Origin of the sequence: Oceanibaculum indicum P24 (assembly GCF_000299935.1) — a bacterium.
Classification (GTDB): domain Bacteria; phylum Pseudomonadota; class Alphaproteobacteria; order Oceanibaculales; family Oceanibaculaceae; genus Oceanibaculum; species Oceanibaculum indicum.
Genome location: NZ_AMRL01000015.1, coordinates 56,088 through 72,337 on the forward strand (window position 1 = coordinate 56,088; position 16,250 = coordinate 72,337).

The 16,250-nt window shown below is 66.2% G+C and carries 20 protein-coding genes; 3 read left to right on the forward strand and 17 right to left on the reverse strand.

The window, feature by feature from the left end:
• Positions 1-56: 56 nt before the first annotated feature.
• Positions 57-1,016, reverse strand: a complete 960-nt coding sequence (locus tag P24_RS12270) for a glutathione S-transferase family protein (RefSeq protein ID WP_008945050.1) — start codon at positions 1,014-1,016, stop codon at positions 57-59.
• A gap of 106 nt (positions 1,017-1,122) precedes the next feature.
• On the opposite strand from P24_RS12270, the gene P24_RS20290 reads away from it, so the two are divergent.
• Complete coding sequence (locus P24_RS20290; protein WP_008945051.1) at positions 1,123-1,293, forward strand: DUF6726 family protein; 171 nt, start codon at positions 1,123-1,125, stop codon at positions 1,291-1,293.
• Positions 1,294-1,302: 9 nt separating this feature from the next.
• Here P24_RS20290 and P24_RS12280 read toward each other — a convergent pair whose 3' ends face one another.
• The 4 genes from P24_RS12280 to P24_RS12295 all read right to left on the reverse strand — a co-directional run bounded on the left by P24_RS12280 (position 1,303) and on the right by P24_RS12295 (position 6,452).
• Complete coding sequence (locus tag P24_RS12280) at positions 1,303-2,421, reverse strand: DUF1513 domain-containing protein (RefSeq protein WP_008945052.1); 1,119 nt, start codon at positions 2,419-2,421, stop codon at positions 1,303-1,305.
• Positions 2,422-2,431: 10 nt separating this feature from the next.
• A complete protein-coding gene (locus P24_RS12285) occupies positions 2,432-3,526 on the reverse strand; it encodes an imelysin family protein (protein WP_083859748.1) in 1,095 nt (364 codons plus the stop codon).
• A gap of 10 nt (positions 3,527-3,536) precedes the next feature.
• On the reverse strand, positions 3,537-5,081 hold the full coding sequence (locus P24_RS12290) for a di-heme oxidoreductase family protein (protein ID WP_237740197.1): 1,545 nt from the start codon (positions 5,079-5,081) through the stop codon (positions 3,537-3,539).
• 84 nt (positions 5,082-5,165) lie between these two features.
• Positions 5,166-6,452, reverse strand: coding sequence for an imelysin family protein (locus P24_RS12295; protein ID WP_008945055.1), 1,287 nt, complete (start codon positions 6,450-6,452; stop codon positions 5,166-5,168).
• Between the two features lie 281 nt (positions 6,453-6,733).
• Here P24_RS12295 and P24_RS12300 point away from each other — a divergent pair, with 281 nt between their 5' ends.
• Both P24_RS12300 and P24_RS12305 read left to right on the forward strand, forming a co-directional pair.
• On the forward strand, positions 6,734-7,624 hold the full coding sequence (locus P24_RS12300) for a DMT family transporter (RefSeq protein ID WP_008945056.1): 891 nt from the start codon (positions 6,734-6,736) through the stop codon (positions 7,622-7,624).
• A 76-nt stretch (positions 7,625-7,700) separates the two neighbouring features.
• Positions 7,701-8,276 carry a PAS domain-containing protein gene (locus tag P24_RS12305; protein WP_008945057.1) on the forward strand — a complete coding sequence of 192 codons (576 nt, stop codon included), beginning with the start codon at positions 7,701-7,703 and terminating at the stop codon, positions 8,274-8,276.
• A gap of 2 nt (positions 8,277-8,278) precedes the next feature.
• On the opposite strand, the gene P24_RS12310 is transcribed toward P24_RS12305, so the two are convergent.
• The 12 genes from P24_RS12310 to urtD form a co-directional block, all read right to left on the reverse strand.
• Complete coding sequence (locus P24_RS12310) at positions 8,279-8,716, reverse strand: TIGR01244 family sulfur transferase (RefSeq protein ID WP_008945058.1); 438 nt, start codon at positions 8,714-8,716, stop codon at positions 8,279-8,281.
• Positions 8,713-9,108: a hypothetical protein gene (locus P24_RS19290; protein ID WP_156816287.1), complete on the reverse strand. Its 396-nt coding sequence runs from the start codon at positions 9,106-9,108 to the stop codon at positions 8,713-8,715. Before P24_RS19290 ends, P24_RS12310 begins: the two co-directional genes overlap by 4 nt.
• Positions 9,109-9,182: 74 nt before the next feature.
• On the reverse strand, positions 9,183-9,761 hold the full coding sequence (locus tag P24_RS12320) for a HupE/UreJ family protein (protein ID WP_156816288.1): 579 nt from the start codon (positions 9,759-9,761) through the stop codon (positions 9,183-9,185).
• Between the two features lie 26 nt (positions 9,762-9,787).
• A complete protein-coding gene (ureG, locus tag P24_RS12325) occupies positions 9,788-10,426 on the reverse strand; it encodes an urease accessory protein UreG (RefSeq protein WP_008945061.1) in 639 nt (212 codons plus the stop codon).
• A complete protein-coding gene (locus tag P24_RS12330; protein ID WP_237740198.1) occupies positions 10,423-11,130 on the reverse strand; it encodes an urease accessory protein UreF in 708 nt (235 codons plus the stop codon). Before P24_RS12330 ends, ureG begins: the two co-directional genes overlap by 4 nt.
• Complete coding sequence (gene ureE / locus P24_RS12335) at positions 11,108-11,617, reverse strand: urease accessory protein UreE (RefSeq protein ID WP_008945063.1); 510 nt, start codon at positions 11,615-11,617, stop codon at positions 11,108-11,110. Before ureE ends, P24_RS12330 begins: the two co-directional genes overlap by 23 nt.
• Before the next feature lie 7 nt (positions 11,618-11,624).
• Positions 11,625-13,337, reverse strand: a complete 1,713-nt coding sequence (gene ureC / locus P24_RS12340; protein WP_008945064.1) for an urease subunit alpha — start codon at positions 13,335-13,337, stop codon at positions 11,625-11,627.
• Positions 13,327-13,653, reverse strand: a complete 327-nt coding sequence (locus P24_RS12345) for an urease subunit beta (protein ID WP_008945065.1) — start codon at positions 13,651-13,653, stop codon at positions 13,327-13,329. Before P24_RS12345 ends, ureC begins: the two co-directional genes overlap by 11 nt.
• A gap of 11 nt (positions 13,654-13,664) precedes the next feature.
• Entirely contained in the window at positions 13,665-13,967 is a 303-nt protein-coding gene (locus P24_RS12350) for an urease subunit gamma (RefSeq protein ID WP_008945066.1), read from the reverse strand.
• 10 nt (positions 13,968-13,977) lie between these two features.
• Positions 13,978-14,823 (reverse strand): urease accessory protein UreD, encoded by an 846-nt coding sequence (locus tag P24_RS12355; RefSeq protein ID WP_156816289.1) that lies wholly within the window; start codon positions 14,821-14,823, stop codon positions 13,978-13,980.
• Entirely contained in the window at positions 14,798-15,493 is a 696-nt protein-coding gene (gene urtE, locus P24_RS12360) for an urea ABC transporter ATP-binding subunit UrtE (RefSeq protein WP_008945068.1), read from the reverse strand. Before urtE ends, P24_RS12355 begins: the two co-directional genes overlap by 26 nt.
• Positions 15,494-15,495: 2 nt before the next feature.
• Positions 15,496-16,248, reverse strand: coding sequence for an urea ABC transporter ATP-binding protein UrtD (gene urtD / locus P24_RS12365; protein WP_008945069.1), 753 nt, complete (start codon positions 16,246-16,248; stop codon positions 15,496-15,498).
• Between the last annotated feature and the right edge of the window lie 2 nt (positions 16,249-16,250).

Genomic DNA, 16,250 nt, shown 5'->3' on the forward strand with positions numbered 1-16,250 from the left:
GGCTTTGGCCTCCAGAATAGCCGCAGCCGCCCCGGCAATCTATCCGAATACCGCCCTTACGCTGCCTTCGGCAGCCGGTCGCGCCCGTGCGGCGCGTCATGGTCCAGCACCGGCCCCAGCGGCACGATCCCGCTGCCGTTGATCTTGCGGTGGCTTTCATAATAGTGCCGCTTGATGTGCGTGAAGTTCACCGTCTCGGCCACGCCCGGCACCTGATACAGCTCGCGCGTGTAGCCCCACAGGTTGGGGTAGCTGGCCAGCGTGCGCAGATTGCATTTGAAGTGGCCGACATAGACCGGATCGAAGCGGATCAGGGTGGTGAACAGCCGCCAGTCCGCCTCGGTGATCCGGTTGCCGGCGATATAGCGCTGGCGCGCCAGCCGGTCCTCCAGCATGTCGAGCGCGCCGCACAGGCTGGTGACGGCCTTCTCGTACTTGTCCTGCTCGGTCGCAAAGCCGGCCTTGTACACGCCGTTATTCACCCGGTCATAGACCATCTCGTTGATCGCATCGATCTCGGCGCGCAGCGGCTCCGGGTAGAAATCCAGGCCGGGATTTTCCGCCACATCATCGAATTCGCTGTTCAGCATGCGGATGATCTCGGCGGATTCATTGTTCACGATGGTCTGCTTCTGCTTATCCCACAGCACCGGCACGGTGACACGGCCGGTATAGTCGGGCTTCGCCTTCAGATAGACCTCGTAGAGCCGCTTCGCCCCGGTCAGGTCGTCAGGCTCGGAAAATTCCCAGCCTTCCTCCAGCATCAGCGGATCGACGATGGAGAGGGTGATGGCCTTCTCCAGCCCCTTCAGGGCACGGAAGATCAGCGTGCGGTGCGCCCAGGGGCAGGCCAGCGAGACGAACAGGTGATAGCGCCCGGCCTCGGCGGAGAAGCCGGAGGAGCCATCGGCCGTCACACTGTCGCGGAAGGAGGATTCCTCGCGCTTGAAGGCGCCGCCGGTCGATTTCGTATCGTACCAGACATCCTTCCACTCACCGTCCACCAGCATGCCCATCGGCCATTCTCCCTCTTGATTATGATGGTGCTGATGTTTGGCGGTACGCCGCGATTGCAAGGGATGCTAGGGTAAATGCCTCGCCATTGCCTTGATCCGGGACGTCATGCGCCTTCTGGTCCTTTTCGCCATCCTGCTCAGCCTGTCCGGCTGCGGCGTGGCCGCCGCCCCCTGCCGGGGCGTTTCGCTGGTGCTGAAAATGATCCCCTATGTCGGGCACACGGCGGCACAGCCGACCGACGCCTGCGCCGCAGCCATCGACCCCGAGCTGATCTAGGGACCTTCGCTAGCCCGTAAAGATGTGATTGTCCCAGCGCGCGTCAGCAAAACCGCTATTCAGCGCGCGGGTCCGCCCGGCAATGGGGTCGTACTCGACCAGCGCGCCCAGCCCGTTGCTGACGATGAAGCGGCCCGGCACCGGCGCGGCAGCAAGACCGCACCCGTCCGCCAGATCGAGCGGCTGCAGGGGCCGGCGCGTCGCCGCTTCCCAGAACAGCGCCCGTCCGCCGCGCGGCGAGGTAACGCCAAGGATGGTGCCCCCGGCATCGACGGCGGCACTGCCGCAATAGTTGCGCAGCCGCGACCAGGCGGCGTCCGGCATCTCCAGCAGCTCGATCTCCCGGCCCGGTCGCGCCAGCCCGACCAGCGGCACCAGATCGCTCGAGGGGCCTTCATACTGCATGGCGATCACCGTCTCGCCCGCCACCGTCACCGCCATATGACGCAGGCTGAGCTGGAAGAACTCGCCCGGCAGGCGGCGCTGCTCAATCAGGCTGCCGTCGCGGATATCGATGAAGGCAACGGAAGAGTCCATCGTATCGAGGTTCAGCTTCATGCGCTGCACCTCGGGATGGGTCAGGATACCGCCATTGGCGACGATCAGCGTGCGCCCGTCCGGCAGCAGGCGCAGATCGTGCGGGTCCATGCCGCCGGTCTGCCATTCGCCGATGCGGCGGTAAGAGTCAGTGGCATCATACAGGCCGATCAGCCCGCGCTTGCCCTCATAGTCGATCTCCGTCGCCAGCAGCAGCCGGCCGCCCTGCACGAACAGCCCATGCCCGGCAAAGGCCCGGTCCTCCATCGCCGGGATGGTGTGCGCGACCGTGCCGCGGGCGGCATCGACCACCAGCGCGAACCGGCCGGGCCGCCGCCCGAAGAACACGCCGTAGCGACCGTCCGGGCTGACCGCCGAGCCGTGGCCGCGCGCCGGCATCGGCAGGTCGAACTGCTTCGCCCCGGTCGCATCGAAGCCGCTGGCGTAGAAGCGCCCCTTCCGGTCGGCGCGGGCGCTGAGGAACAGCGACTCCCTGCCGCGTGCCAGCGCCTCGACGCCCGGCAAAGCCCCGGCGGCGGCGAGGCCAGCCAGCGCGGAGCCTGTCAGGAAGAACCGTCGGGAGATCGGCATGATTTCTTCCTCAGTCTCCGTCGAGCGCGTTGAAGCCGAGCGGGATATCCAGCGCCCCGGTCAGCCGTGTCGCCAGCAGCTGCTTCAGCGCCACTGTCTCCTTGGCCAGTTGCAGCAGCTTCACACGCTCCGCTTTGTCCTTCACCGCCTCCTTCAGCGGCAGGGACACCGAATCGGCAGTGGCGATGGTCTGCTTGAAGGCACGCCGGAACAGGTCGTCCAGCTTCCTGTCGCCGGCCACGTCGCGCACGAAATGGCCGAAGCCCTGGCCGCCGCCCTCGCCGAGATAAAGCGCTTCGGCGGCGCGCAGATTCACACGGATATTCTCCATCGAGCGGCCGCTGCGCCAGGATTCGCCAAGCTGCGGCTTCGCCTCCTTGGCGCTGCCGCCCAGCGGACGCGCCAGCTTGTGGTCGGCCACCAGTTCGACCGCCGTATGCAGGCTCTTGAACAGGTCCAGCGTGGCCTCGCTGGCGCTCTGGTAATGGGTGCCGGCCTCACCCGCCCTGGCCACGGTCTGCGCGTAATCCCCGCGCCAGGCGCGCAGCACATCGGTCGCCATGCCGGCCATGTTGCCGGATATCGCGGTCACCGTCTCGCAAGCAAAGCCGGCGGGCGGCGCATCGTCATACAACAGCCGTTCCAGCGCCGGCAGTCCCTGTACGGCAACGCTGCCGGTCTCGAAGGCGTGCTGGCTGATACGCTCCCGGTCGCCGGACTTCAGCATCTCGCCAAGCTGCCGTCCCACCGTGTTGCGGGTGTCCGGCCACATGGCAAAGCGCTGCAGCCGCATGAACAGATCGACCGGGCCGAAGCGGATATGCTGGACGCCCTGCCAGGCATCGGCCGCTTCGCCATAGGCCGTCCGCAGCGCTGCGAAGCCGGCATTGGACGGCGCGCCGCAATAGGCCCGCGCGGCCTTGTCGAGCCCGGCCATCGCCGTCTCCAGCGCCGCATAGCGCGGGATCACATGATGCTCGACCAGATCGGCATTGAGCTGCCGGTAGGCGCCGGCATCGATGGCCTGGGCAGGCCGGGCAGCCGGCAGGGCGGCCATCGCCGCCAGCGCCAGCATGGCCAGGACGGGCAATATCCGCAGTCGCATGATCTTTCTCCTAGAGCGAATGCAGGAAGGCCAGCAGCGCCTCGCGGTCGGCCTTGCTCATCTCCACCACCTTCTGCTTCGCCGCCTCGGCCTCGCCGCCATGCCACAGGATCGCCTCCAGCAGATTGCGGGCGCGGGCATCGTGCAGGAAGTAGGTGTGGCCGCTGACCGTCTCCGTCAGGCCAATGCCCCAAAGCGGTGGGGTGCGCCATTCGCGGCCATCCGCCTTGGCTTCCGGCCGGTTGTCGGCCAGCCCCTCGCCCATATCGTGAAGCAGCAGGTCGGTATAGGGCCAGATCAGCTGGAAGAACTGTTCCTCGCCGTCGAAATCGCGGGCCGTGACGAATTTCGGGCGATGGCAGGCGGTGCAGCCGCTCTCATAGAACATCTGCTTGCCGCGCAGCACCTTCGGGTCGTCCACATCGCGCCGGGCCGGCACGCCGAGATTGCGGGCATAGAAGGTGACGAGGTCCATCATCTGCTTCGTGACCTCGGTGCCTTCCAGCGCATCGTCGCCGGTCGGCGCCTCGCGGCAAGCCTTCTGCGCCGGTGTGCAATCGCCCCAGGAGGCCGGCACCATCGGTGTCGAGATACCGATATCGCCAGCAAAAGCGTGCGCCGATTGCTGGCGCACCGTTGGCTCGCCCGCCTTCCAGCCGAAACGGCCGAGCGACAGCCCGCCCTTCACGCTGTCCCACACGAGGTTGGGCCGGCCGGAAATGCCGTCGCCATCCTTATCGTCGGGGTCGGCCCAGGCGAGGATATCCTCCTCCGGTATCGCCTCCAGCAGGCCAAGGCCGATCATCGGCGAGGCCACGCGCGGCGACAGCATGATCTCCGGATGCATCGGCCCGTATTTCAGATTGGCAACGCTGTAGGTGGGTTTGCGCAGAGTGACGACCTCACCATCGGCCAGCGTGACCGGCACATCCTCATACTCGACGACCATCTCGCCTTCCGGCTGATGGCCCTGGATCGCGAAATTCTGCAGCTGCGTGCCATAGGTCGGATCGCCGATCAGCGCCGCCTCGCCCTTCGCCAGCAGGGAGCGCTGCGCCTCGTCCTGTGGCGGGATCGACAGGCGCAGAAACATCGAGACAGCCTGCTCCCCCACGGCCGGCGGGCCGCCGCGCCCGTCCTTCAGATGGCAGCCCTGGCAGGAGCGCGAATTGAACAGCGGCCCCAGACCGTCTGAAGATTCTGTGGAGCTGGGAGCCGACACCCAGATCTTGCGGAAGATGCCATCGCCGACCTTGAAATCCAGCTGCTTCTCGAATGCCATGTTGCCGGACGGATGCGAGAAGATGCTGGTGTTCAGCGGCTTGTAGACCGTTGCCGCCCCACCCTGGTTCTGCTCGAACTTCTCCGCCTCGGAGAAATCCTCCGTAGGCTTGGTGACGGCGGCGATGCGCGCTTTTTCCGCCTTGCTGCCCGGCGCGGCCGCGCCGGCCGTGTTCACCGCCAGCCCGAGAAACGAAACGACTGTCCCGGCAATCAACCCCAGCGAAACGGCACCCTGCACACCCGCCACAAAACCCGATCGATACATGCTCATCACAAAAAGTTGCGGAAACGAAAGGCGGAGCACCCCGCAGCGATACCGCAAGATGCTCCGCCGGCCTTTGGCCGTCTTGTCGGCTTACTGGAAGACGGCCGCCGGATTGTCGAGGCTATCGGACCCCTCGAAGGAGATCGGCTGCAGCTCCAGCAGCGCCACCGCGCGCTCGAAGGAACGGGTCTGCACGGTCAGCGCATCGATGACCGCCTGCAGCGTCGCGGCGCCTTCCTCATTGCCGGCGGCCAGCATCTGGTCATAGGCCTCCACCGTCTCGGCGCGCTGCTTCATCGCCTTCGCCGTCTTCAGCGTGGCATCCAGTGCCTGCCTGGTTTCGGTCGCCAGCGCCGGGTCGGAAGCACGCACCAGATCGTGCAGGCTGCGGCCGTTCACCACGCTCTTGCCGTCGATGCGGCTATAGCTGCCGAAATAGACCGCACGCATGCCGACGATGTCGTAATAATGCGAATTGTGGGTGTTGTCGGAGAAGCAGTCATGCTCCTCCTCCGGGTCGTTCAGCAGCAAACCCAGCTTCATGCGCTCGCCCGCCAGTTCGCCATAGGACAGGCTGCCCAGTCCGGTCAGAATGATCGACAGCCCGCCTTCCGGGCCAGCGTCCATCACCGCCTTGCGCGCCTCGCCATCGGCATCCCAATTGGCGACCATCTCTTCCAGATCGTCCAGCAACAGGTCGGTTGCCACGGTCAGGTACTGCGCGCGCCGGTCGCAATTGCCGTTGGTGCAGGCTTCACCCCTGGCATAATCGGTCCAGGGGCGGTTACCGGCACCCGGACCGGTGCCGTTCAGATCCTGGCCCCAGAGCAGAAACTCGATGGCGTGGTAGCCGGTGGCGACATTCGCCTCGACGCCGCCGATCTCCTGCAGCTTTTCGGCCAGCAGCTCCTTGGTGATGGTGGAGGCGTCGATCTCCTCCCCGCCATGGGTGATCTTCGGATTGCCGATCACGTTGGCAGTGTAGAGCGGGTTCTCATCGGAATCGGTGCCGTAGGAAGAATCGACATAATCGATCAGCCCCTCATCCAGCGGCCAGGCATTCACCTTGCCTTCCCAGTCATCGACGATGGCATTGCCGAAGCGATAGACCTCGGTCTGCTGGTAAGGCACACGCGCGGCCAGCCAGGCCCGCTTGGCAGCCTGCAGCGTCGCGGCGCTGGGCGCATCGGTCAGCGCCTGGACAGCAGCCTTCAGCTCCTTCGCCCGGACGAGGGAATCCGCATACATCGCCTCGGCAATGTCGGCATAATTCGTCAGCACGGCACGCACCGCGCCCTCGCTGGAAGCTGCCGATGCCGGCGCTGCCGCAAAGGCCAGCAAACCGGCCGCCGCGATGTCCAGAAAACTCCGTCTCATGCGTAAATCCCTTCCTGTATTTCGCTGGGCGTACGCCCGCTTCCCGCACAGTCCAGCGACCGGCTTCCATGACGGGCAACGCCCCAATGCTCATTGATCGGATGATAATGAGAGTGATTTATAATCTCAACAAATACCGGGTCATACCCGTAAGGACACATGGCCGCACCGCGTGCCTGCCATGCAAATCCGCGCTGCGGCATGGACAAGCACCGGCTTAGCCCCTAAGCAAGATTGGCTGGCCTGTCGCCAGCGCCCCCAGCCGCAACCGCCGGAGACGGATGGACGCGATCAAGAGCCAGTGGGCGGGTTTGCCGCCGAACGTGCGCGGCATCCTCTGGGTTGTGCTGTCCGGCCTGCTGTTCGCCAGCTTCATGGCCATCGTGCGCTATGTCGGCACGACCATGAATCCGATCCAGATGTCCTTCATCCGCTATGCCTTCGGCATGATGTTCATGCTGCCCTTCTTCATGCGCATGCAGCTGTCGGACTTCCGCGCCGCGAATATCAAGCTGCATGCGACGCGCGGCATCCTGCACGGACTGGCGGTGATGATGTGGTTCTATGCGATGAGCCGCATCCCCATCGCCGAGGTGACCGCGCTGGGCTTCACCTCGCCGATCTTCGCCACCATCGCCGCCGTGCTGCTGCTGGGCGAGCGCATCCGGATGCGCCGCATGATCGCAGTGGCGGGTGGACTGCTTGGCGCCCTGATCATCCTTCGGCCCGGGGCGGCGATCATCGACCCCGGCGCCATCGCCATGCTGGTGGCAGCGCCGATCTTCGCCTTCTCCGACGTCATGGCGAAGCTGCTGACGCGCAAGGAGAGCGGGCCCGCCGTCGTCGGTTACCTGTCGATCTTCGTGACGCTGGTGACGATGGTGCCGGCGATCTATGTCTGGCGCTGGCCGACACCGGAGGAATGGGCGCTGATGGCGCTGACCGCCTTCATCGCGACGCTGGGCCATCTCGCAATGGTGCAGGGCTTCAAGCTGGCCGATGTGTCGGTGACACAGCCGGCCAAGTTCCTGCAGCTGATCTGGGCGACGCTGATCGGCTTCCTGCTGTTCAGCGAATTTCCGACAATCTGGACCTGGATCGGCGCCGCCATCGTGGTTGCCGCCGTCAGCTATATCGCCCACCGCGAGGCCGTTGCCCGGCGGCACGAATAGACAAATATAATTTTCGCTACTTTGAATCGAATTTCCGTGCGCCCATATCTCTCAGACGCACTGATAAAGGCAGCCGATGACGGTCTTCGACACGAGCCGTACTGAGACTACCTACAGCCTCGGGAATGTCGCCTCGACCGATATACCCGACGAGCGACTGCGCGATCTCGCGGCCTACTGGCGCGAACAGCGCGGCGGCAACCTGCTGCCCGGCCGGGACGATGTGGACCCGCTCGACCTGCCGCACAAGCTGCTGCCGAGCATGATCCTGCTGGATATCGTCGGGTCGGAGCGCTATCGCCGGTTCAAATTCCGCCTGGTGGGCACCGCCATCTACACCCATGTCGGGCGCGAGTTGACCGGCCTGCATATCGACGAGGCGCTGCCGGAACCCTACCTGTCCTACGTCAGCTTCACCCATGCGACAGCGGCCGACCGGCGCTGCCCGGTCTATTCCGAGACGCTGTATCACGACCAGGGAAACTTCGTGAACGGCATCACCTACCGGCTGGTGCTGCCGCTGGCCAGCGATCACGAGACAGCCGACCGCATCATGGTCTGCCAGTTCTGGGTCCGGCGCGGCGACAAGAGCCGCTGGGAAGGCGACTGGCGCACCGTGCAGCCGCTCACCCAGCTGGTGGACTTCCCTTAGGATCAGGCGGACCGCAGCTTTTCCACCAGTACCGGCAGCGACTTGATGTCGAAGCCCTTGGCCGCTGCCTCGGCGACCACCGCATCGACATCGGCGCCATGCTTCAGCACCTGTGTCGCGCCATAGAGCAGATAGACACGCGTGCCGGTGCGGCAATGCGCCAGCACGGGCTTGCCGGCCCTTTCCAGCAGCGCGTCGAACGCCTCGACATCCTGCTTGCCGATGGTCGAGCTGGTGACCGGCAGGAAGTGATATTCCAGCCCCAGCGCCTCGGCCTGCGCCTTGGCGTCGGCCATCGCCATCTGCCCCGGCTCCTCATTGTCCGGCCGGTTGTTGATGATGGCGCGGTAGCCCATCGCCGCGATTTCCTTCAGCGAGGCCGAATCGACCTGTGCACCGGTATCGATCCCAGGCGCCATCTCGGTCGTCTTGAAGCTCATGCCCGTTCCTCCCCTTCTGTGGATTTTATGGTCGGCACTCCCGGCGTGCGCAGCGCGGCGATCAGCCCCATGACGAAGCCGATGCCGGCCGTCTCGGCATTATACAGCACAAGTCCCGCACCGCCGGCGGCCAGCGCCGTATAGGCCGCCCAGTTCTGCCGGCGCCACAAGGCATAGATACCGGCCAGCACCGCCAGGATGCCGAAGCCGCTATACTGGAAGAACAGGATCAGCCCGGTGCGCGGGTGGCACCACCAGGGCCCGTTCCCCGGATCGCAGAGATGGCCGATCCAGTGCTGCTGCACCACCAGATAGCGATAGGCAAGACCGAAACCGATGCCGGCCACCGCCCAGAGCAGCGCGCGGCGGCGCGATGGTGTTATCTGCAACACGTTGCCGGTTTCCTTCGAGGGTATCGCAAAACGTCCCGCAGGAAACCGGCCCCAGCCGTCCCGGTCAAGGGCTATCAGATAACAGCCAGCATCAGGCCGGCAGCGCAGCACGCCCCGCCGGCAGCGCGCGCCAGCACCGGGCGCCCGTTGCGCATACCGGCAAGGGCGATACCGATGCCGGCCGCATGCAGCAGCGCGGTCGCCACGGCGAAGCCCGCAAAATAGGTCACCCCGCCGCCATCGGCCGGCATCTCCAGCCCGTGCGCCATGCCGTGCGACACCGCGAAGACCGCGACGATGGCCGCCCCCGCCCAGCGCGGCAGCACCACACCGAACAGGGTCAATGCGCCCAGCACGATGACGGAACCCAGAATCATCGCCTCCATCCCCGGCATCGCCACGCCGGAAAGGCCCAGCAGCCCGCCCAGGATCATTGCGCCGACAAAGGCTGCCGGCCACATCCAGACCGATTTGCCGGATTGCTGGCCCGACCACAGGCCGACCGCCAGCATCGCCAGCAGATGGTCCGGCCCGGTGAGCGGATGCAGGAAACCATGTTCCAGCCCGTGCACGGCGCCGACTCCGGTATGGGCCAGCGCCGGCGTCGCAGCGACGGACAGCAAGAGGGCGAGGAAGGGGGTGGTCCTGTTCATATTCATTGCTCCCTTAGGCGGCTTGCTTAGGCGACGGGCTGGCCGGCGGGCACAAGGCCGCCCGCCTTCTCGATAAAGGCGGTGACGACCGGCACCCCCTCGCCGCTTTTCATGTTGGTGAAGACATAGGGCCGGTCGCCGCGCATGCGCTTCGTGTCGGCATCCATCACGGCGAGATCGGCGCCGACCAGCGGCGCCAGATCGATCTTGTTGATGACCAGCAGATCGGAGCGGGTGATGCCCGGCCCGCCCTTGCGCGGGATCTTCTCGCCGCCGGCCACGTCGATGACATAGATGGTGATGTCCGCCAGCTCCGGGCTGAAGGTGGCGGCCAGATTGTCGCCGCCCGATTCGATCAGGATGATTTCTAGGCCGGGGAACTTCGCGTTCATGTCGGCCACGGCGGCGAGATTGATCGAGGCGTCCTCGCGGATCGCCGTATGCGGGCAGCCGCCGGTCTCCACCCCCAGGATGCGCTCGGTCTCCAGCGCGCCGACCCGGTTCAGGATCAGCGCATCCTCCTTGGTGTAGATATCGTTGGTGATGGCGCAGATGTCATAGACGCTGCGGAAGCGCTTGCACAAAGCCTCCATCAGCGCGGTCTTGCCGGAGCCGACCGGGCCGCCGATACCGACGCGGAGCGGTCCATTGGGGGATCGGGTCATGAGCGGAACAGCCTCGTATATTGCGTTTCGTGTTTCATGGAGCCGATATCGGCGCGGAACATCGCCCCGCCGAGATCGTCGAGATCGCTGACCAGCGCCTGCCGGGCCGCCCCGGCCACAGCCGCTTCCAGCGCCACCAGCGCGCGCTGGCCATCGGTCTGGCCAAGCGGCACCAGCCGCACCCCGGCGGAGACCAGATTGGCGACGAAACCGTGCAGATAGGCTGCCAGAATGGCGTCCAGCGGGATGCCATGGCCGGCTGCCGCCGCGCCGACCGCGACCGGATAGGCGATGTCCGTGCCGGCGCGCTGCTGCACTTCGCCAACCGCCGCACAGGGCCAGGCGGCAGCGATGGCAGCGGCAAAGCTGCGGCCCTGCATGGCGGTTTCCAGATGGCGTTCGCGCGATGGCGACAGGGCCAGCGTCAGCCTGTTGACCGCTTCCAGCCGGTCCCACGCACCCGCTGCCGACGCACGCCAGGCCTCCGCCAGCAGGATCGCGTCATTGCGCCCGCTGCCCCATTCCAGCAGATCGCGCAGCCAGCCGGTCAGGCTGCCGAGGTCGCCGATATCGCCTACCTCCACCGCCCATTCCAGCCCATGGCTGTAGGAGAAGGCGCCAACCGGGAAGGACGGCGTCAGCCAGGTCATCAGCCGGTAGAGCGTGGCCTCCCCCGTGCCGTCAGTGGTGGTGATGGTGGCCATGGCCATGTCCATGCGAATGCCCATGTGAGTGGCCGCCGCCGGTCGGCACGTCGGCATAGGCGCCACCCTCCGGGTCGAACGGCCGGGCGACCGCCGTGACCTCCGCCCCCAGCCGCCGGGCCATGTCGGCCAGCACATGGTCGGCGCGGATCAGGATCGCCTCGCCTTCCAGCATCGCCGGGATATGCCGGTTGCCGATATGCCAGGCCAGCCGCAGCAGCGCATGCGCGTCGGCGCAGCGCAGTTCCAGCAAATCTTCCGGCGCCGCCAGCACTTCGATAACGCCGTCCTGCAGCGCCAGCCCATCGCCCTGGCGCAGATGGCGCGGCTCCGGCAAATCGAGCAGGAAATCCATACCCTCGTCGGTGGTCAGCGCGATGCGCCGCCGGCTGCGCCGGTCGAAATCCAGCGTCACCCCGCCCAGCCTTTTCTCCGGGTTCCATTCGCCGGCCGGCAGGACGAGGGTGGCGCGCTTGATCTGGTTCATCAGGTCCTCAGAACAGGAAATAGCGCTGCGCCATCGGCAGCACGGTTGCGGGCTCGCAGGTGACGATCTCGCCATCCACGCGCACCTCGTAGGTTTCCGGATCGACGGAGATTTCCGGCAGGTAATCGTTATGCACCATCGATGCCTTGGAGATGCCGCCGCGCGTGTTCTCCACCGGCAGCAGGGTCTTGGCGAGGCCGTATTTCTCAGCGATGCCCTCCTCCAGAGACGCCTTCGAGACGAAGGTGACCGCACTCTCGGTCAGAGACCTGCCATAGGAGGCGAACATCGGCCGGTAATGCACCGGCTGCGGCGTCGGGATGGAAGCGTTGGGATCGCCCATCGGCGCAGCGGCGATGCTGCCCATCTTCAGCACCAGGTCCGGCTTCACGCCGAAGAAGGCCGGGCTCCACAGCGCCAGGTCGGCAAGCTTGCCGGTCTCGATGGAGCCGATATGCGCGCTCATCCCATGCGCGATGGCGGCGTTGATGGTGATCTTGGCGATGTAGCGCTTCACCCGGAAATTGTCGTTCTCGCCGCTCTCCTGCGGCAGGCGGCCGCGCTGCACCCGCATCTTGTGGGCGGTCTGGAAGGTGCGGATGATCACCTCGCCGACGCGGCCCATCGCCTGGCTGTCGGAGGCGATGATGGAGAGCGCACCCATATCGTGCAGGATATCCTCCGCCGCGATGGTCTCGCGCCGGATGCGGCTCTCCGCAAAGGCCACATCCTCCGGGATCGAGGAATCCAGATGATGGCAGACCATGAGCATGTCGAGATGCTCGTCCAGCGTGTTCAGCGTGTAGGGCCGCGTCGGGTTGGTCGAGGACGGGATGACATGCGGCAGGCCGCAGACGGTAAGGATGTCCGGCGCATGGCCGCCGCCCGCCCCCTCAGTATGGAAGGCGTGGATGGTGCGGCCCTTGAAGGCGGCGACGGTATCCTCGACGAAGCCGGATTCATTCAGCGTGTCGGTATGGATCATCACCTGCACATCGAGATCGTCCGCAACACCGAGGCAGCAATCGATCGCCGCCGGGGTGGTGCCCCAGTCCTCGTGCAGTTTCAGCGCCATCGCGCCGGCCTTCACCTGCTCCACCAGCGCCGCGGGCAGGGCGGCATTGCCCTTGCCGGCGAAGGCCAGGTTCATCGGGAAGGCCTCGGCGGCCTGCAGCATGCGCGCCATATGCCAGGCGCCCGGCGTGCAGGTCGTCGCGTTGGTGCCGGTCGAAGGGCCGGTGCCGCCGCCGATCATGGTGGTGACGCCGCTCATCAGCGCCTCCTCGATCTGCTGCGGGCAGATGAAATGGATATGGCTATCGATGAAACCGGCGGTCAGGATCTTGCCCTCACCGGCGATCACGTCGGTCGTCGGGCCGACGATGATGGTCACGCCGGGCTGGATATCCGGGTTGCCGGCCTTGCCGATTCCCGCGATGCGCCCGTCGCGGATGCCCACATCGGCCTTCACGATGCCCCAGTGGTCGATGATCAGGGCGTTGGTGATGACGGTATCGACGGCGCCGCCCGCCCGCGTGACCTGCGACTGGCCCATGCCGTCGCGGATCACCTTGCCGCCGCCGAACTTCACCTCTTCGCCATAGATCGTGTGGTCCTTCTCCACCTCGACGATCAGGTCGGTATCGGCCAGCCGCACCTTGTCGCCCACGGTGGGTCCGAACATGTCGGCATAGGCGCCGCGCGAAATCCTAGCCGGCATTGTCGCCTCCCTTAAGGGTGCCCATGACCTTCTGGTTGAAGCCGTAGATTTTGCGTGCGCCATCCACCGGCACCAGCGCTACCTCCCGACTCTGCCCCGGCTCGAAGCGCACCGCCGTGCCTGCCGCGATATCCAGCCGCTTGCCATAGGCCGCCTGCCGGTCGAAGGACAGCGCCGCATTGGTCTCGTAGAAATGATAATGGCTGCCGACCTGCACCGGGCGGTCGCCGGTATTGGCAACGGTCAGCAGGGTGACGGGTCGGCCTTTATTCAGCTCGATCTCGCCATCGGCGGGGAAGATTTCACCGGGGATCATGTGCGCCTCCCTCAGCGGATCGGTTCATGGACGGTCACCAGCTTGGTACCGTCGGGGAATGTGGCTTCCACCTGCACGTCATGGATCATCTCGGCGACGCCTTCCATGACCTGCGCGCGGGTGATGACATGGGCGCCGGCCTCCATCAGTTCGGCGACGGAGCGCCCGTCGCGGGCCCCCTCCACCACGAAATCGGTAATGAGGGCGATGGCTTCGGGATGGTTCAGCTTCACCCCGCGTTCCAGCCGCCGCCTGGCCACCACCGCCGCCATGGCGATCAGCAGCTTGTCCTTTTCCCGTGGCGTCAGATTCATCGCTCCCCCCTCAGCACATCCAGGCGCGCGGCATGGGCTGCCCGCGCAAAATTTGCAGCAGATCGATCAGCGCGGCGCGCAGCACGATGCCGGTGCGCGCCACCAGGCGCGCATGCAAAAGCCCGTTCCAGGCGCTGGCCCCGCCCTCGACCGCCGGATGATGCTCCAGCACGGCGCGGACCGCGTCGAGGCGCTCCTCGGCATCGCCAGTGACATGGAGCAGCGCGGCGACCGCCCGCCCACCGCCGGCAACCGCCGGCCGGTCGAGCAGGGTGGCGACATCGCCTTCCAGCCGTGTCGTATCCGCGAACACCAGATGCCCGGCGCGGCGCACGCGCCAGCGATCGGCGAACTGCCCGTCCGTCACCTCCTCGCCGCGCGCGGTGCGGCCGAAGATGGTGGATTCGACAATCAGCAACGCCCCGTCGGCGGCGACATCGGCCTCCAGCCGGCGGCCGAAGCGCCCGCCCTGGAACAGGATGGTTTCCTGCGGCAGCCAGTCGAGCCGCCCGCCCGCGCCGACCTCCAGCCGGGTTTCCATCAGCGCCTCGCCCTGTGGCGACCGGTAGATCTTCTCCGCCGCCTGGCTGGTGGCGACAAGATGCGCGCCCGCCCCCGCCGCGACGCCGACATGTAGCCGGTCGCCGCCGGTCATGCCGCCGCCGGTATTGATGAGGATGGCCTCCAGCGCCGTTCCGGGGGTCTTCGGCAGGCGAGCCTTGGCGGAGCCTTCCTGGTAGAGCCGGTCCAGCCTTGTGTGCCCGGCCACCAGCTTCGCCGAAATCTCCATCCGTCCACGCAGCCGCTGCAGCGGCGGCAGTCCCCCCGGATCAGACCGTGAGATAACGTCGAACATCGCTCTCCACCAGCTCGGCCTTGGTGCCCGAGAGCACGATCTCGCCCCGGTCCATGACGGCGAAATCGTCGGCCAGGTCACGGGCAAAGTCGAAATACTGCTCCACCAGCAGGATCGCCATGTCGCCGCGGTCGCGCAAGAACAGGATGGCCCGGCCGATATCCTTGATGATGGAGGGCTGGATGCCCTCGGTCGGCTCGTCCAGCACCAGCAGCGAGGGCCGCATCACCAGCGCCCGGCCGATGGCAAGCTGCTGCTGCTGGCCGCCCGACAGATCGCCGCCACGCCGGCCCAGCATGGTCTGCAGCACCGGGAACAGCTCGAAGATATAGTCAGGGATGGTGCGCTCCCCGCGCGGCAGCGGGGCAAAGCCGGTTTCCAGATTCTCCTTCACCGTCAGCAGCGGAAAGATTTCCCGGCCCTGCGGCACATAGGCGATGCCGCGCCGCGCCCGGTCGAACGGGCGCAGGCCGGTGACCGGCTTGTCGTTCCAGCCGATCTCGCCCCGGCTGACCGGGTGATGGCCGACAATGGCGCGCAGCAGGCTGGTCTTGCCAACGCCATTGCGGCCCATCAGGCAGGTGATGCGGCCAATCTCGGCCTTCAGCGAGACCTTGCGCAGCGCCTGTGCCGCCCCGTAATGCAGATCGACATCCCGGACATCCAGCATGATCAGCGCCCCAGATAGACTTCAACGACACGCGGATCGGCGCTGACATGGTCGAGCGTTCCCTCGGCCAGCACCGAGCCCTCATGCAGCACCGTGACCTTCACGCCCAGATCGCGCACGAAGGTCATGTCATGTTCGACCACGACGACGGAATGGGTCTGCGCGATCTCCCGCAGCAGGTCGGCGGTTTCCGCCGTTTCCGCGTCGGTCATGCCGGCCACCGGCTCGTCCACCAGCAGCAGCTTCGGGTTCTGCGCCAGCAGCATGCCGATCTCCAGCCATTGCTTCTGGCCGTGCGACAGGGCGCCCGCCAGCTCGTGCCGCCGGTCCTTGAGGCGCACAATGCCGAGGATTTCCTCGATGCGGTCGCGCTCCTCCCCTTCCCTGTGAAACAGGGTCGCCAGCGGGTCGCGCCGCCCCTCGATGGCAAGATCCAGATTGTCCCAGACGCTGTGGCTCTCGAACACGGTCGGCTTCTGGAACTTGCGGCCGATGCCCAGCTTGGCGATGGCCGCCTCGTCCTGCCGTGTCAGGTCCACTTTGCCGTCGAACACGACATCGCCCTCGTCGGGCCGGGTCTTGCCGGTCACCACATCCATCATCGTCGTCTTACCGGCACCGTTCGGGCCGATGATCGCCCGCATCTCGCCGGGCATCACGGTGAAGGACAGGCTGTTCAGCGCGCGGAAACCGTCGAAGCTGACGGTCACCCCGTCGAGATAGAGCAGCGCGCGGGTCATCAGGTCGGAGGTCATGG

What these genes read in the sequence shown, in the direction of transcription:
- P24_RS12270 (WP_008945050.1), bottom strand. Translation starts at nt 1,016, where the DNA reads ATGGGCATGCTGGTGGACGGTGAGTGGAAGGATGTCTGGTACGATACG.
- P24_RS20290 (WP_008945051.1), top strand. Translation starts at nt 1,123, where the DNA reads ATGCGCCTTCTGGTCCTTTTCGCCATCCTGCTCAGCCTGTCCGGCTGC.
- P24_RS12280 (WP_008945052.1), bottom strand. Translation starts at nt 2,421, where the DNA reads ATGCCGATCTCCCGACGGTTCTTCCTGACAGGCTCCGCGCTGGCTGGC.
- P24_RS12285 (WP_083859748.1), bottom strand. Translation starts at nt 3,526, where the DNA reads ATGCGACTGCGGATATTGCCCGTCCTGGCCATGCTGGCGCTGGCGGCG.
- P24_RS12290 (WP_237740197.1), bottom strand. Translation starts at nt 5,081, where the DNA reads ATGAGCATGTATCGATCGGGTTTTGTGGCGGGTGTGCAGGGTGCCGTT.
- P24_RS12295 (WP_008945055.1), bottom strand. Translation starts at nt 6,452, where the DNA reads ATGAGACGGAGTTTTCTGGACATCGCGGCGGCCGGTTTGCTGGCCTTT.
- P24_RS12300 (WP_008945056.1), top strand. Translation starts at nt 6,734, where the DNA reads ATGGACGCGATCAAGAGCCAGTGGGCGGGTTTGCCGCCGAACGTGCGC.
- P24_RS12305 (WP_008945057.1), top strand. Translation starts at nt 7,701, where the DNA reads ATGACGGTCTTCGACACGAGCCGTACTGAGACTACCTACAGCCTCGGG.
- P24_RS12310 (WP_008945058.1), bottom strand. Translation starts at nt 8,716, where the DNA reads ATGAGCTTCAAGACGACCGAGATGGCGCCTGGGATCGATACCGGTGCA.
- P24_RS12320 (WP_156816288.1), bottom strand. Translation starts at nt 9,761, where the DNA reads ATGAACAGGACCACCCCCTTCCTCGCCCTCTTGCTGTCCGTCGCTGCG.
- ureG (WP_008945061.1), bottom strand. Translation starts at nt 10,426, where the DNA reads ATGACCCGATCCCCCAATGGACCGCTCCGCGTCGGTATCGGCGGCCCG.
- P24_RS12330 (WP_237740198.1), bottom strand. Translation starts at nt 11,130, where the DNA reads ATGGCCACCATCACCACCACTGACGGCACGGGGGAGGCCACGCTCTAC.
- ureE (WP_008945063.1), bottom strand. Translation starts at nt 11,617, where the DNA reads ATGAACCAGATCAAGCGCGCCACCCTCGTCCTGCCGGCCGGCGAATGG.
- ureC (WP_008945064.1), bottom strand. Translation starts at nt 13,337, where the DNA reads ATGCCGGCTAGGATTTCGCGCGGCGCCTATGCCGACATGTTCGGACCC.
- P24_RS12345 (WP_008945065.1), bottom strand. Translation starts at nt 13,653, where the DNA reads ATGATCCCCGGTGAAATCTTCCCCGCCGATGGCGAGATCGAGCTGAAT.
- P24_RS12350 (WP_008945066.1), bottom strand. Translation starts at nt 13,967, where the DNA reads ATGAATCTGACGCCACGGGAAAAGGACAAGCTGCTGATCGCCATGGCG.
- P24_RS12355 (WP_156816289.1), bottom strand. Translation starts at nt 14,823, where the DNA reads ATGTTCGACGTTATCTCACGGTCTGATCCGGGGGGACTGCCGCCGCTG.
- urtE (WP_008945068.1), bottom strand. Translation starts at nt 15,493, where the DNA reads ATGCTGGATGTCCGGGATGTCGATCTGCATTACGGGGCGGCACAGGCG.
- urtD (WP_008945069.1), bottom strand. Translation starts at nt 16,248, where the DNA reads ATGACCTCCGACCTGATGACCCGCGCGCTGCTCTATCTCGACGGGGTG.